The sequence below is a fragment of the Flavobacterium sandaracinum genome, assembly GCF_004349135.1.
Lineage (GTDB): Bacteria > Bacteroidota > Bacteroidia > Flavobacteriales > Flavobacteriaceae > Flavobacterium > Flavobacterium sandaracinum.
Genome location: NZ_SMFN01000018.1, coordinates 1 through 16,381 on the forward strand (window position 1 = coordinate 1; position 16,381 = coordinate 16,381).

Here is a 16,381-nt window from a genome sequence, read left to right on the forward strand (position 1 = left end):
AAAAAGTCAATGGCGAACACAGTTTGATTATGCTCGTGTATAACATCAAACGCTCGATAAATATACTGGGCGTACCAGATTTAATTGCCAAACTCAAGAACTGGAAGTCACCTTACAAAACCAAAGGTGTTCTTGTTTTAAAAAGGGCTATTTTAAGGCTTTTTAACGACTTATTCGGATTGGACTTAGCAATTGCTGCTTAAAAAACAAGCTTGTTTAGCGTGCTTATATTGAAGTATACAGCGATGATTTTTGCTGTACTTAAGTGAAAAACGGAGTTTTTTCACAGCCTGACGTTTTGCTACTAGGCGATGTAGCGGGGTTAAATTTACTGTTTTATCTGTTGTTACTTTTTTCGGCAAGTACAAAACCGTTTTAATTTCAGCCGATTCCCGCTATTGCGCTTAGTAGCTGTTGGTGGATGGCTTTCTTGTCGGTTACACTTTTCCACGTTGCAATTTAATAATATTTTCTTACTTTCGTCTTTCTAATTTACGCAATTTATGAAAAAGAATTTTACAATTTCAATATTGATATTTTTATTAATTTCTGTAATTACGTTTTCTTATGTAAAATTAATGTCTTTACAATCTACGGTTAATTCTCTTTCAAATGAGGTCTATATTTTGAAAAACCCTTGTTCAAAAATAACCTTGAATGTAGCCAATAATAAATTAAATTACAAAGATGATTTTTTAAACGAACAAATTAGTAATTCGACAACATTAATTTTAAGCGTTATTGGATTTGCTCTTGTATTCGCTGGAGTTTTCACCTATTTCTTCGGTAAAAGTGTCTTTCTCGATGTCCTCAAGCAGTTTAGACTTAAAATCAATGAAGTCAGAGCCGAGGTACGCCAAGCTAAGAATACCAATGAGAAGAACTATAATGACATAAGGGTTAAGCATAATGATTTTGAGTTTAGTTTAAATTATAATCAGGGTAACTTCTATGTAACTTTATACAATAAATACGTTGATGATAAAAATACAGAGATGAGTTTGTATTACGCTTTAATCGCTTTTTCTGATTTTACAACTTGTTGTTTAAGTACTTCTGTTAAAAATGACGCTGAATTTAAAATTGAAAAAGTTGAGTATATTAAAAACGGATTAAACAATCTAACAGAATTCAAAAATTATAAAGTAAACATAGAATTTGGCGGAACAATTCAGAACAATATAACTAATATCAGAAAAATAGATAATGTTGAAATAGATATTCTACTTTCAAAACTTCAAGCGTCTATTACGTATGAAAATAGAAAAGTAAGTTAGTTATCTTTAGCACTTCTGTTTCTCACAAGCTTTCCACCAACTTGTATATATCCGCTACAAAGTAGCGCTTATACACCCAATTTTGGATGGCTTTGCGCTACTTTGTTTCGTTTTATCTGTTTTCAAATATATTAAAATTTTTTCTTACAAACTATCAAAGCAACTTCATATTGTTGAATACCATAATCCGCGTGAAGGATGGCAGTGGAGCTCTTTATGATTTTGTCCCGCAGGGCAAAACCATAAAAGCGGGAACGTACAGCCTGACGCACCGCAGCCAAACGGAGGTGCGACACGCCCAAATCACTCTAATTATCCTAGAATTTTGGAGATAGAATCCGTTGGAATTCAATACACAAGGTTCGGGCGGAAAAAACTTGGTTGGCTGGTAAAAATTTTATAATTTTGCAGACCGAAATTATAATGTAAAGTAAAGAAGAAGATGGATATCAAAAGAGTAGCAATAGACGCTGTAAACGAGACAATTGTAATGACTGTAGTTCAAATGGATTACAAAGGTCAAGTAGCAAAAAGAATAAACGAAAAAATGCCTTTGGCAACGGTTAAAGGTTTTAGAAAAGGCGCTGTGCCTAAAGACCTTGTTGAAAAACAATACGGAAAAGCAATCAAACAAGAAGAAGTTACTAAAGTAGTTGACTTAGCGCTTGAGCGTTTTGTGCAATCAGAAAGACTAAACTTGCTTGGAACACCTCTTCCTAAAGTAAACGAAGCGTTTTCTTGGGATGCGGAAGAATTGGTTTTTGAATATGAAATTGGTTTGGTTCCTGACTTCACTTTAGATCTAGAGGCTAAAAATGACATCGTAAAATATGTAGTTTCAGCGGATGATAAATTGATTGAAGGTCAAGTAGAAAGAATCCAAAAACAATTTGGAACTGCAATTCCTCAAGAAGTTGTTGCTGCAGATTCAGATGTAACAGGAACATTCACAAACGAAGAAAAAGGAATTAATAACGCTACCACTATTGCTGCTGATCTTTTCAAAGACAAAGCGACTTTTGACCTTTTCATAGGTAAAAAAGTAGGTGATGTAGTGACTGTAAATACAAAAGGTTTATTTGAAGACGATCATCAATTGATGGACGTGATGAAAGTAAGTCATGATGACGTTCACGGTTTAGAAGTGGAGGTAGCTTTCACAATTGAAGCAATCAACACGGCTGAATTAGCGGAATTGAACCAAGAATTGTTTGACAAATTGTTTGGAGCTGGAACAGTTTCTTCATTAGAAGAATTGAAAGCAAAAATCAAAGAAGATGCAGAATCTCAATTTGCTACGCAAGCAGACCAAAAATTATTAGGGGATGTTACTGAGTTTTTAATCGAAAGCACCAAGTTTGATTTACCAGCTGAATTCCTAAAAAAATGGTTACAAACTGTAGGAGAGAAAAAATTATCTCCTGAGGAAGCTGAAGTGGAATATGCACGTTCTGAAAAAGGATTGCGTTTTCAATTGATCGAAGGTAGAGCAATGGCTCAATCGGATATCAAAATCACTTTTGAAGATTTGAAAACATTCACAACAAAAAACATCCGTCAACAAATGGCACAATTCGGACAAACAAATCCTACGGACGAAGAAGTTCAAGGAATTGTTGCTAGAGTTTTGTCTAACCAAGACGAGGTTAAAAGACTTTCTGACCAAGTGGTGGCAGAGAAATTATTGGAATTGTTCAAAGAAAAAGCAAACCCAACAACTAAAGAAGTGACTTACGACGAATTTATTGCTGCGTCTTACGGAGAATAAATAGCGTTTGTACTGTCATAAATTCGAAAGTCAAAAGCCCTAAGAGCGCTAGAGATTATTAAAATTTTATGATTTGATTACAGATTGTAAACAATAAAAAATAGTTATATTTGAGCGTCAGAAAAATATTTTTTTGACGCTCTTTTGTTTGAATTAATTTCAGGAGCTAATCCAGCTGTACGTTTCAAGTTTTTTCTTCCGTTTGAGTTTTTTAAATTCCTGCAAGAGCTTCTTTCAGTCGCTTTGCAAGAATAAAAAAACTAAAAAACGGAATTCAAAAAGCTTTTTACTCCCATCTGGGCTAAAAAATAAGACATATTGACATCATTTATAAAGAGGTATGACCTTTGCATTAAATGGAATCATAAGATATAACGTAAAACTTAGAACAATAAAATATGAACTACGGTAAAGAATTTAAAAAATTTGCTACAAAGGACCACGGCGTAAACTCGATGTATTACGATAAAATCGTAGGCGCAATGACTCCTAAAAACATGACTCCATATATCATCGAAGAACGTCAGTTGAATATTTCACAATTGGACGTTTTCTCTAGGCTGATGATGGATCGCATTATATTCCTTGGAACAGGAATCGATGACCAAATTGCAAACATTGTTCAAGCACAGTTATTGTTCTTGGAAAGTGCTGATGCTTCTAAGGATATTCAAATTTATTTGAATTCTCCAGGAGGAAGTGTTTACGCAGGATTAGGAATTTATGACACCATGCAATACATCAAACCAGATGTAGCGACTATTTGTACTGGAATGGCAGCTTCTATGGGAGCAGTGCTTTTATGTGCAGGTGCTGCAGGAAAACGTTCGGCATTGCCGCATTCAAGAGTAATGATTCACCAACCGTCAGGTGGAGCGCAAGGAGTGGCTACGGATATGGAAATCAACTTGCGTGAAATGTTGAAATTGAAAGATGAGTTATACAAAATTATCTCGCAGCACTCTGGACAAACATTTGACAAAGTTCATACGGACAGTGAACGTGATTATTGGATGATTGCTGAAGAAGCAAAAGCGTATGGAATGATTGATGAGGTTTTAATAAGAGGATAGATTTTTAAGATTCAGAGTTGCAAAGGAGCTGAGTTTCAAAGGTGGCAATTTGTGGTTTTGAGATTAAATAAATAGATTAAAAATGAAGTTTCGGGTTGATAGATTTTCAGAGTCCTTTTGTAGACTTTGTACCCTTGTACCTTTGAATCTTTGTAACTAAATAAAAATGGCAAAAGTAGTATTAGAATGTTCGTTTTGTGGAAGAAAGAAGCCAGAAACTAGTTTATTGATTGCTGGTATCAATGCACATATTTGTGATAAATGTATCGAACAAGCGCACGGAATTGTTTTAGAAGAATTAAAATCTGGCGGAAGTTCAAAAATTGTTGGTGATTTGATTTTGAAAAAACCAAAAGAAATCAGAGCGTTTTTGGATCAATATGTAATTGGGCAAGACCAAACTAAAAAAGTAATGTCGGTGGCAGTTTACAACCACTACAAACGTTTGATGCAACAGCAATTAGACGATGAAGTAGAGATTGAAAAAAGTAACATCATCATGGTGGGTCAAACTGGAACAGGAAAAACATTAGTGGCTAAAACCATTGCAAAAATGTTAGACGTTCCTTTAGCCATTGTGGATGCGACCGTTCTTACTGAAGCGGGTTATGTAGGAGAAGATGTCGAAAGTATTTTGACACGTCTTTTACAAGCTGCTGATTATGATGTAGCCAAAGCAGAACGCGGAATCGTATTCATTGACGAAATAGATAAAATTGCACGCAAGAGTGACAATCCGTCTATTACGCGTGACGTTTCGGGTGAAGGGGTGCAACAAGCCTTATTGAAATTACTAGAAGGAACCGTTGTAAATGTTCCACCAAAAGGAGGACGCAAGCACCCAGACCAAAAATTTGTTGAGGTGAACACGCAAAACATTTTGTTTATTGCTGGTGGTGCTTTTGATGGAATCGAAAGAATTATTTCGAAACGATTGAACCGTCAGGCCGTGGGGTATTCTACTTCAAAAAATGTGGATAATATTGACAAAGAAAATTTACTACAATACATCATCCCGAAAGACATCAAGGATTTTGGATTAATTCCGGAGATTATTGGTCGTTTGCCAGTATTGACACACATGGATCCTTTAGATAGAGAAACCTTGCGTGCGATTTTGACACAGCCTAAAAATGCGTTAATCAAACAATACGAGAAATTGTTTTTGATGGATGAAGTAACTTTTACCATCACTGACGAAGCCTTGGATTTTATTGTGGATAAAGCATTAGAATATAAATTAGGAGCTCGTGGATTGCGCTCTTTATGCGAAGCCATCTTAACTGATGCGATGTATGAATTACCAAGTTCTGATGACAAAATTTTAGAAATAGATGTAGAATATGCTAAAGAAACATTGAATAAAAATTTATTGAAACGTTTGGAGATTGCATCGTAAAAAATGCATTTTTCTTAAAAATACAAACCTGTTCATTCATTTGGACAGGTTTTTTTATGGGGAAATTACACTATTTGTTATTGTTTGAAAAAAGGAACATTATTTTTTTTTATCAACGTCAGATTGTCGATTTTTGTCCATTCTAAATCAAATATATACAAAATGCAAATAGAAGAGGTAGAGGTAATTTTACTAAAAGTTTCAGGTCAGGATAAGCCCGGAGTAACCGCTGGTTTGACATCTATTTTGGCAAATTATGACGCCATTATTTTAGATATAGGTCAAGCCGATATTCATGACACACTTTCTTTAGGTATTTTATTTGAAATAAAAGCGGGTTCTTCTTCCGCTCCTGTTCTAAAAGATTTATTGTTTAAAGCCTATGAATTGGGTGTGAAAGTAAAGTTCATACCGATTTCGATTGCTGATTACGAAATATGGGTCAAAGGACAACGAAAGCAACGCTACTCTATCAATGTTTTGGGTGAGACATTAACGGCGGTTCAATTGGCAGCTGTCACAAAAATACTGTCAAACCAAAATTTGAATATTGACGCAATCAAAAGATTAACCGGTAGGGTTTCTATTTTGGAAAAAGAGGAGTTTCCGCGTTCCTGCATACAATTATCAGTTACGGGAACTATTGTAGATAAAACGTTTATGACCGCTAGTTTTATGGAAATTTCCAGAACGTTAGATGTTGATATTTCGTTTCAAGAAGACAATATGTACCGAAGAAACCGCCGTTTGGTGTGTTTTGATATGGATTCGACCTTGATTCAAACCGAAGTCATTGATGAATTAGCCGAGTTAGCTGGTGTGGGTGAGCAAGTAAAAGCCATTACAGAAGCAGCCATGAACGGTGAAATCGATTTCAGCGAAAGCTTCAAACAACGAATGGCTTTATTAGAAGGTTTGAGTGAAGAGGTATTGCAAAAGGTTGCTGAAAATCTTCCCATAACTAAAGGAGCGCACCGCTTAATGAAAGCCTTGAAATATTACGGCTATAAAACCGCAATTCTGTCAGGAGGATTTACCTTTTTTGGGAAATACTTGCAAAAGGAATTAGGGATTGATTACGTTCACGCCAATGAATTAGAAATCATTGATGGTAAATTAACTGGTAATTATTTAGGCGAAATTGTTGATGGTAAAAAGAAAGCAGAATACCTTCAAGCCATTGCTGATAAAGAAGGCATTCATATCAACCAGACCATTGCGGTGGGAGATGGCGCCAATGATTTACCAATGTTAAACTTAGCAGGTTTAGGAATTGCTTTTCATGCCAAACCTACGGTAAAAGAAAAAGCAGAAAGTTCTATTTCTAGTTTAGGATTGGATGGTGTTTTGTATTTGTTGGGCTATCATGACAGGCATATCGATATGATGGAGCAGGAGTAAAATACTATAATAACGATACGAATCATTGTCGGTAATATGCCGTTAGGCATTAAATACAGGTAGAAAACATGAAATTGAATGAATTTAGCGTGCCATAGGTACGCAATAATTAATGTTTTGTACCTACGGCACAAAAAAAGTTCCAACCCTTGTATTAAAATAAATAAGGTAGTCCGAAAAGTGATTTTTGTATAACTTTTTTATTTAATGTAGGTACAGGTTTTACTGATCGTTGCTTGTTGAAAGATCTTGAAATTCCGTAGTTTCAATTTTATTCACTTTTTCAGAATAGTATTTTATCTTAAGTCTAAGTGTTTTTCTAACTAACAAATACAAATCAATCAGAATAACTGAAATGATTAAAATAAAAAATGCTGGGATTAGAGTAATAACCGATTCTATCATAATGTTTATTTTCTTGTTTGATGTGTTAAAATTATAACTATATCAAACTTATTATTCAAAAACTTTTTATTCTTTTTTTATTGCGATATAAAATTCTTTACCGCTGTAATTGTATTTTTGGACACGAAGATTTGTTTTTTGATTCTTAACAGAATCTAAATTTGTTAGAATTGCTTCAAAATTAAAATATTTAGCATTTATTGGTATTTCAATTTTTTGTCTTTGATATATGCCATATAAACTAGAACCAAAATGAATTTTGTTAGTATTAGTAAGCTTTGATAGTAAATCCAAATCATTCTGCATGAACGCTTGTTTCCCTAATGCTAAATTATAAATTTCAATTGTTTCGTAATTACCAGCTGTTTGCCGTGATTTGCAATTTACAGATAACATATAAAAAACAACTAAAATCATAATTTTATAATTCATAATTTAAATTTTATATTTTCAAAATCGAATTAAAAATCTTACTCGAAATGTGTTTAAGATTAGAAAACATTATTTTAATTTTTTATGCTTTGTCATGATTTTTTACAAAATCTTTTTTTATACCCTTTCAAACTGCATGCTTTTCAACTGCTCTAAATAATCCCTTTGATTGGATAATCTTGGTATTTTATGCTGCCCGCCCAGTTTATCACGATCTTTTAACCAATCATAAAACAAGTTTTTCCGAGCTACATTAATGACCAAAGGATTTAAAGTCATATTGTTATAGCGTTTCGCTTCATAATCAGAATTGAGCGACTGAATTGCTTCGTCTAATGCTTTTTGAAATTGATTGATGTCAGCAGGATTGTTTTTAAATTCGATCATCCATTCGTGAGCGCCTTTCTCTTTGCCTTCCATAAAAATAGGTGCAACGGTATAATCAACAACTTCGGTTTGGGTAAGTTTACAGGCTTTGGCAATAGCCTGATCTGTATTTTCGACCATCAATTCTTCGCCAAAAACATTGATATGATGCTTGGTTCGTCCCGTAACCCTGATGCGATATGGGTTTAAAGAAGTAAAACGAACGGTATCACCTATTAAATAACGCCACAAGCCAGAATTAGTTGTAATTACCAAAGCATAGTTTTTGAATAATTCTACATCTGCCAACCGAATTACTTTTTGATCCGGTGTGCCAAAAGTATCTATTGGAATGAATTCATAAAAAATTCCGTAATCCAGCATCAATAATAAATCACTGGAATTATTTAAATCCTGAATGGCAAAAAAACCTTCAGAAGCATTGTATATTTCGTAGTATTTAAAGTCTTTTTTAGGGAGTATTTTTTTGTATTGTTCGCGGTACGGTTCAAAATTTACGCCGCCATGAAAGTATACTTCCAGATTGGGCCAAAGTTCGAATAAATTTCCTTTGCCCGTTTCTTCGAGCATTTTATTCATTAAAACCAACATCCACGAAGGAACTCCGGCGAAACTGGTTACATTTTCGTTTTTGGTTTCGTTGATAATCGCAGCAATTTTAGTTTCCCATTCGCTCATCAAGGAAATTTTGTTGCTGGGCGTACTGCTGAACTCCGCCCAAATAGGCATGTTTTCAATCAATATTGCGGATAAATCGCCAAAGAACGTATTGTTGTCTTCATAAATTTGGGAACTACCGCCCAGACGCAAGCTCTTACCCAGAAACAACTCCGAATCTTCATTGTTATTCAAATACAAACACAATAAATCCTTACTGCCTTTATAATGACAATCTTCTAAAGCTTCGTTGCTTACGGGAATAAATTTGCTTTTGGCATTGGTTGTTCCGCTTGATTTGGCAAACCATTTTATAGGTGTTTCCCAAAAAACATTTTGCTCACCTTTGCGCGTTCTTTCTATTAGCGGCTGCAATTCTTCGTAAGTTGCTATTGGAACTCGCTCTGCAAAATTCGCATAGGATTTTATTGTTGCAAAATCATATTCTTTGCCTAAAACAGTATTTTTAGAAGATTGGATTAAATTCATAAGCAATTCTTCCTGAACTTCATTTGGATATTTCAAGAAAAGTTCGATCTGATGAATTCTTTGTTTGAGAACCCATGAGGCAAACGAATTGATTATGGTTAGTGGCATTTTTAAATTATGAATTATGAATTGTGAGTTATAACTTTACCAAAAATAACAAAATTTGTTTAACTGTTGCGTTAAACCCGAAACTTTAATCACAATGACATACGAAGGTGTACTCAAAAAAATGCAAACTGAATTTGGAAACCCAATTCAATATTATCTGGTTTTCGAAAATAGTTTTTTGAATGTAAACCAATTGCTGCACAAGAATCTAGAAATTAGTTTTGTAGGCTTTCAGTGTTTGAATTGCGGCAAGAAGAAAAAGATATTCCGTCAGGGATTTTGTTATGATTGCTTCTATTCCAGTGCGGCTGTAGGCGATTGGATTATGAAACCAGAACTGAGTACCGCTCATCTTGGGATTCAAGATCGTGATTTGGCGTATGAAGAGAAAGTGCAGTTGCAACCACATATTGTGTATTTGGCTTTGTCAAGTGAAGTCAAAGTTGGAGTGACCCGCAAAACCCAAATGCCCACCCGATGGATTGATCAAGGTGCGACACAGGCTATTTCGATTGTGGAAGTTCCTAACCGATACTTGGCCGGAATTACCGAGGTAGCGTTGAAAAACCATTATGCCGATAAAACCAATTGGAGAAAAATGTTGACGAATAATGTGGAGCAAATTGATTTAGTTGCGGAACGATTGAAAGTCGAAAATTTAATCCCAACCGAAGTTCAGGAATACTTTTATTCGCAGAAGAATGACTTGTACGAAATGCATTATCCCGTTCTAGAATATCCTACTAAAGTGGCAAGTTTAAGTTTGGATAAATCGCCTCACTTTCAAGGAAAATTGACCGGAATAAAAGGACAGTATTTGCTTTTTGAAGATGGAACGGTTTTCAATATTCGTGGTTCCGAGGGGTATGTTGTTACCTTTTCAGTTTAGGCAGTTGCACTTGGGCGTATCCTTTTTTTAAAATTGAAAAAAATTTAAAAAAAAGGTCAGGCTGTCCGCTATATCTTTTATTCCGCAGGCTCCATAAAAGGATGCCGCTGCCATCCTTTACGCAAAAAAATCCAGTGACAACAGCATATTTGTACATTACAACACTCTTGTACAAATGTATTCACAATAAAAAAGAGGAATGTCACATAGTGAAATTCCTCTTTCTTGCTTCATAAAGTGTTCTTAGTTCGCTTTTGTAGTGTCTACTTTTTTCTTTCTATTAAACAATCCATTTAATAATTCAGAGGCTTTCGCTTTTACTTCTTCCTTAGTCGCTGGCACAGCAGGAGTAGCTGTTTTAGTAGTGTCTCCAGGTTTCTTATTTTTATTGATATAGTCTGTCAAAGCTGACGTTCCTTGTTTTACCAATCTGTCTTTTTGTTGGTTTACCAATTGAGTCGTCAATTTAGTTACTGCGCTATTAATATCCGTGGTGATTTTAGGATTTGTAAAATTACCTACTAATACCGCATTTATCGGGAAGCTTTCTAATTTAGCAGCATCAGCAGCAGATAATTTTGCAATTAATGCATTGGCTTCTGAACCCAAATATTTAGCTGGAACATCAAATTTTAAATTGTAATTCATGCTTTGGTCAAAACCATGTGTCCCTCCAATTGTTGCCTTGATGTCTTTGTACTTGATGTCAAATGGTTTAACATTCACTTTTCCGTCCTTGAAAGTCACAGCAGCTTTCAAATCATTCAAATTGATTTTACTCACATCAATGAATTTCAAGTTAGAACCTAAAGCCGTCAATAAAGTAGAATTACTGGAGTTTACCGTCGTAGAAAGCAGTTGTCCTAATAAATCTCCGGTAAGCGTTTTCAAGTCAGGAGTAAATTCCGTTGCGTCAAGATTTCCGTTTAATTTGATGCTTGAATTTAATTTTCCATTGATGATTCCCGCAATTGGCGCTATTTTTTTCAACATATCCAGTTGGGTGAACGACTGTGCAATGTCGACTTGATTTAATTTTAAATCCATATTGAAAACGGGTGTTTTTCCTTTTGTGGAAACAGCTCCATTCACCCCAATTGTTCCACCGAAAATAGATGTTTTCACATTTTCTAAAGTTACTTTTTCGTCTTTTACGATTAGTTTTCCTGATACGTCTTTCAAGGTTAAATTATCATATAAAACCGTAGTCGCTTTTGCGGTAAGCGTACAATTTAAAAACGCAGGAATCTTCATGGCATCAGGTTTTTTAGCCGTTGCTGTTTCCGTTTTCGCGGGTTCCCCAGTTGTCATGAAATCGTCAACGGCTAATTGTTTCGAATTCATGTTAAAATTTCCTTTCAACTCTTGGTTTCTAAAAATAAATCCGTAGAAATTCTCTAAAACTCCGGTTACACTAATGTCACTTTTTCCGGTAGTTGCGTTCAGTTCTTTCAAATTGACTTGGCTAGGATTAAATTGAACTACAGCAGTGCTAATGTTCATTGTTTTGCCATTTTCATCTGCATACTTGAAACCGGATAAACTCATAGTTCCCGCATTATTGATGTTTTCGTACTGACTTTTCTCTACAGATTGCATGTCAAATTTTGTCGTCACATCAGCGTTTAAAATTCCGGATAAGGGCTTGTCCAGTTTTATAGGATACGCTTTCGAAAGATTGGCTAAATTGATAGTTCCTTTTAAAACAGCATCGACAATTGCATTTTGAGTAATGTTTCTAATATCGGCTTTGGCATTAAAAACATCTTGGTCAATTTTGAAAGAGAGTTTGTCTAAGTTGACATACGTGTCATTTAGAATACCTGTTTCGTTGATGATTTTAGTGTCAATAACGATGTTTTGAACTGTTTTTGGTAAGTTAGGGTATTTGAAGGAGGCGTTATTGGAAGCAATTTCAATATTAAATTTTGGTACCGTGGTATCAGAATACAAGCCTTTTGCAAAACCGATTACGGTAAAATCTCCGGTTGTTTTCACGTTGTCCAGACTAGCTGCATACGCCGCCGGAATAATTCCCAAGAAATTTTTGAAGGTAGAAGTTGGCGTTTTAAATTTCAAATCGTATTGCTGACCCGCTTCCACCATTTGAATAAAACCATCAAATTCAAGCGGCAATTGATTGATTAACGCTTTGTTTTCTTTGAAGGTATATTTACTTTTTTCTAAATCAATTCCTAAAACGGCATCGAGGGTCAAGGCAACATTGTTCATGTAATTGACTTTGTCCAAATCTAAAGTGATTTTCGCAGTGGACTTGGTAACCAAATCTAATTTTTGGGCTGCAAAATCTCCAACACCTTCATGATTGATGCTGTCAATCACCATTTTGATTTTTGATTTTTCATCAAAATAACGAAACTTGAAATTTTCAACAGCATAATTCTTAATCGTTAGTGATAATGGATCACTTTTGCCAGCCTTGGTAGTTTCTGGATTTTTTAAGGCGATATCATAATTCCCGATTCCGTCTTTGTTGAAAATGATATTGATCAATCCATTTTTTGAGGTGATTCCGTCAATTTTTATAGCTTCCTCTTTGCCTTTGAATAATTCTTTGATAGACATTTTTAAATCTAATTCGCCCAAAGAAACTAAAGTATCACCTTCAAAAGGCGCTTTGTTTATGATCACTAATTGTTCAAGTGAAACATTTGCATTTGGAAAACTTTTGATCAAACTTAAATCCACATCCGAAAAAGTAACTCGTGCGTCCACTTTTTCATTGATTGCTTCAGCAATTTTAGCTTTTATTTGATCCTTAAAAAAGTAAGGAATGGTAAATAATGCAACTAAGAACAGGATAATAAGAGCTCCAATAATTTTTAAAATTGTCTTTAGCATAATTTGATTTTCTTTAGATTGATACATTTAGCAAAAATGATGCCCTACAGCCACAAAAATAGTGGAATATAATTTAGGAGTGTATATTGAATTCACTAATAGTTTGGTGCAGCGGTCTGGTTTACATTTTCGATTTAAAAAAAAATCCGTTCAAATGATTATTTAAACGGATTTTGAATGGATATTTTAAAAATTAATTAATCTTGATTTCAAACGGCATGATGGCTTGAATTCCTTTTCGTGCTTGCAGCTTTTTTATTTCCTGCATCATACGATAGTTTTCTTCTCCTATTTCTTCTTTTATGAAATCAGCTTTCGATTTTGCAAAAGGAATATTAGCTAAAAGATCATTAAAGTTTTTCTCGTATTCTGGATAATTTTGAGTGCTGTAGCTTTTCACTTTTGCCAAAGAAGCCGCTTTTGCAATTGCATCATCTAAGCCTCCAATTTTATCTACTAGTCCAATTTTCAAAGCCTCTGAGCCAGTCCAAACTCTCCCTTGCGCGATGGCGTCCACTTGTGCAAATGTCATTTTCCGACCTTGTGCTACGTGAGTAACAAAGGTTTTGTAAATGTGTTCTACACCTTCTAAAGTAACCGCTTTGAATTTTTCATCGATTGGAACAAAAGGACTATAATTTGCCGAATTTTCATGGGTTTTTACTTGTTCTGTGTAGATACCTATTTTAGTAGCCAATGGAGTGAAATTAGGGAGTATGCCAAAAACACCTATGGAGCCAGTAATGGTATTGGCTTCGGCAAAAATAGTATTCGCATTACAAGCAATATAATACCCACCTGATGCTGCATAATTCCCCATAGAAACGACTATTGGTTTTACTTTTTTGGTCAATTCAATTTCTCTCCAAATCAAATCAGAGGTCAAAGCGCTTCCACCCGGACTGTCAATGCGTAGCACAATGGCTTTTACATTTTTATTTTTTCGAGCTTCTTGTAACGAACGACGCATAGAACCTTCTCCAATCACATTTACATCGCCTTCACCGCTCAAAATTTCTCCTTGAGCATAAATAATGGCAATTTGATCTGAACTGTCGAAAGTTTGTGAGGTTGTAGCGATTTTTTGCGCGTAATCCACAACGGATACAGTGTTGTAGTCTTCGTCATTGGCTACCTTAAGCGCTTTTCGGATGGCATTATGGTATACATCTTCATAGGCAATAATGTCAACTAATTTTTGTGCTTTTGCCATTTCTGGAGTTCGAGCAAGAAGCCCATTGGCAATTTCATTTAATTTTGCTACTGATATATTTCTACTTTTTGCGATGTCAGCAGTGATGGAACCCCAAACAGAATTTAATAATGCTGTTGTTTGTTCCCTGTTGGCATCACTCATTTTATTTTCTAAAAACGGTTCCACAGCACTTTTATACTTTCCGTGGCGAATAACTTCCATTTTCAATCCTGATTTTTCTTGAAAATCTTTAAAGAACATAATTTCAGAAGATAATCCCTTGAAATCCATTTCTCCAACCGGATTAATATAAATTGGGCTGGCAACGGAGTTCAAATAATATTCTTTTTGAGAATACGAATTGGCATACGCCATTACAAATTTCCCTGATTTTTTAAAACTTTCTAACGCATCTCTCAAAGCTTTACTTTGCGCCATGCCTAATGACGAAACATTGTTTAGAATAGAAATGCCTTTAATGTCATTATCCGTTTTTGCTTCTTCAATGGCATTGATGATATCTGTAACGCCTACCTTTTTGTTTTCTGAAAAAATAGTTACCCAAGGATCTTTGTACTTTCCGGCATAATCATTTTGTATGTTTTCCAAATTCAATTCGATAACCGAATTGTTTTTTACAGTAACACCTTCGGATTCACCACCAAAAATAGCCCCAATGAGTATAATTCCAAAAAAGAACAACATGAAAAAAACAAAAATACCTATAATGGTAGCCAATACATTTCCTAAAAATCTCATAATTATATTTTTTTAATAAGTCGCAAAAAACATAGAAATGTTACAAACAATGGTTTAGAATTTCTACGTTCAAAAATCAACAGCGGATACAAATATATTGCTTATTCTAAAATTCTTTTAGTTAATTTGCACCTAATTATGAAATCACAACATCAGGTCATTTTATCGATAGGAAGTAACCAAGGCAATCGTTTAGAAAATGTCGAGCGTTGCTTGGAATTGATACATCAGGAAATTGGTACGGTTCTGAAAGTTTCTAGACTATACGAAACTCCAGCTTGGGGTTTTGAAAGTGATGCTTTTTATAATTGCGCTTTGGTTTTGCATACTTTTTCCTCAGCTCATAAAATTTTGGCCCAGGTTTTAAAAATTGAAAAGCGATTGGGACGCTCACGTAATAAAAATCAAGGGTATCAATCTCGTGCAATTGATATTGATTTAATTGCTTTTGATGAGGAAATTATTGAGTCAGAAAAACTCCAAATTCCACATCCTTTGATGCAAAATAGGAATTTTGTTTTGCTACCTATTCAAGATTTGAATTTAGATTGGAAACATCCCGTTCTTCTAAAAAATATTTCGGAATTAGTGGCTTTGTCACCAGATGAAAGTCTTTGTACAATTGTTCAAGATTTGAGAAGTCCATTACAAAATATCTCTTTGGAGCAATTTAATTACGTTGCTTTTGAAGGAAATATTGGTGCAGGAAAAACTACTTTGGCTACAAAAATTTCGGAGGATTTTAATGCGAAAACCGTATTGGAACGTTTTGCCGACAATCCATTTTTGCCTAAATTCTACAAAGACCAAAACCGGTATGCATTTCCGCTGGAAATGTCATTTCTTGCCGATAGATACCAGCAATTATCCGATGATTTGGCTCAATTTGATTTGTTTAAAGACTTTCTGGTTGCCGATTATCATATTTTTAAATCCTTGATTTTTGCCAAAATAACTTTAGCCGAAGATGAGTATCGTTTGTATCGCAATCTTTTTGATATCATTTACAGAGAAATGCCAAAACCGGATTTATATATTTATTTGTACCAAAATTCAGAACGGCTTTTGCAAAATATAAAGAAACGCGGCAGAAGCTATGAACAGAAAATTCCAGCCGAATATTTAGATAAAATCAACAGTGGTTATCTGGATTACATCAAATCGCAAACCGATTTAAATGTTTTGATAATAGACGTATCGGACCGAGATTTTGTAAAAAATCAAGAAGACTATCTGTATATTTTAGAACAAATACGAAAGAAAATTAGTAAATAAAATAC

At 34.6% G+C, this 16,381-nt stretch carries 12 protein-coding genes; 8 read left to right on the forward strand and 4 right to left on the reverse strand.

The genetic code is table 11. The features are described from left to right. The 6 genes from E0F91_RS13490 to serB form a co-directional block, all read left to right on the forward strand. The coding region (locus tag E0F91_RS13490) for a hypothetical protein (RefSeq protein WP_132066987.1) at positions 1-203 on the forward strand (203 nt) is incomplete at its 5' end. Between the two features lie 375 nt (positions 204-578). Then, entirely contained in the window at positions 579-1,277 is a 699-nt protein-coding gene (locus tag E0F91_RS13495; RefSeq protein WP_132066988.1) for a hypothetical protein, read from the forward strand. A gap of 442 nt (positions 1,278-1,719) precedes the next feature. Continuing rightward, entirely contained in the window at positions 1,720-3,045 is a 1,326-nt protein-coding gene (locus tag E0F91_RS13500; RefSeq protein WP_132066989.1) for a trigger factor, read from the forward strand. Positions 3,046-3,443: 398 nt separating this feature from the next. Further along, the gene (gene clpP / locus E0F91_RS13505) at positions 3,444-4,118 is read left to right on the forward strand and encodes an ATP-dependent Clp endopeptidase proteolytic subunit ClpP (protein ID WP_091202765.1); all 675 of its coding nucleotides are present in this window, start codon (positions 3,444-3,446) and stop codon (positions 4,116-4,118) included. 166 nt (positions 4,119-4,284) lie between these two features. Then, positions 4,285-5,517 (forward strand): ATP-dependent Clp protease ATP-binding subunit ClpX, encoded by a 1,233-nt coding sequence (gene clpX, locus E0F91_RS13510; RefSeq protein ID WP_132066990.1) that lies wholly within the window; start codon positions 4,285-4,287, stop codon positions 5,515-5,517. 162 nt (positions 5,518-5,679) lie between these two features. Continuing rightward, positions 5,680-6,918, forward strand: coding sequence for a phosphoserine phosphatase SerB (gene serB / locus E0F91_RS13515; protein WP_132066991.1), 1,239 nt, complete (start codon positions 5,680-5,682; stop codon positions 6,916-6,918). A gap of 471 nt (positions 6,919-7,389) precedes the next feature. Here serB and E0F91_RS13520 read toward each other — a convergent pair whose 3' ends face one another. After that, positions 7,390-7,755, reverse strand: coding sequence for a hypothetical protein (locus E0F91_RS13520; protein WP_132066992.1), 366 nt, complete (start codon positions 7,753-7,755; stop codon positions 7,390-7,392). Between the two features lie 117 nt (positions 7,756-7,872). Then, a complete protein-coding gene (locus tag E0F91_RS13525; protein ID WP_132066993.1) occupies positions 7,873-9,396 on the reverse strand; it encodes a GH3 auxin-responsive promoter family protein in 1,524 nt (507 codons plus the stop codon). Positions 9,397-9,490: 94 nt separating this feature from the next. Here E0F91_RS13525 and E0F91_RS13530 point away from each other — a divergent pair, with 94 nt between their 5' ends. Then, on the forward strand, positions 9,491-10,285 hold the full coding sequence (locus tag E0F91_RS13530; protein ID WP_132066994.1) for a DUF2797 domain-containing protein: 795 nt from the start codon (positions 9,491-9,493) through the stop codon (positions 10,283-10,285). Between the two features lie 243 nt (positions 10,286-10,528). On the opposite strand, the gene E0F91_RS13535 is transcribed toward E0F91_RS13530, so the two are convergent. Continuing rightward, entirely contained in the window at positions 10,529-13,147 is a 2,619-nt protein-coding gene (locus E0F91_RS13535) for an AsmA-like C-terminal region-containing protein (RefSeq protein WP_132066995.1), read from the reverse strand. A gap of 193 nt (positions 13,148-13,340) precedes the next feature. Further along, positions 13,341-15,101, reverse strand: coding sequence for a signal peptide peptidase SppA (sppA, locus tag E0F91_RS13540; RefSeq protein ID WP_132066996.1), 1,761 nt, complete (start codon positions 15,099-15,101; stop codon positions 13,341-13,343). A 138-nt stretch (positions 15,102-15,239) separates the two neighbouring features. Here sppA and folK point away from each other — a divergent pair, with 138 nt between their 5' ends. Then, positions 15,240-16,376, forward strand: coding sequence for a 2-amino-4-hydroxy-6-hydroxymethyldihydropteridine diphosphokinase (gene folK / locus E0F91_RS13545; protein WP_132066997.1), 1,137 nt, complete (start codon positions 15,240-15,242; stop codon positions 16,374-16,376). Positions 16,377-16,381: the final 5 nt, after the last annotated feature.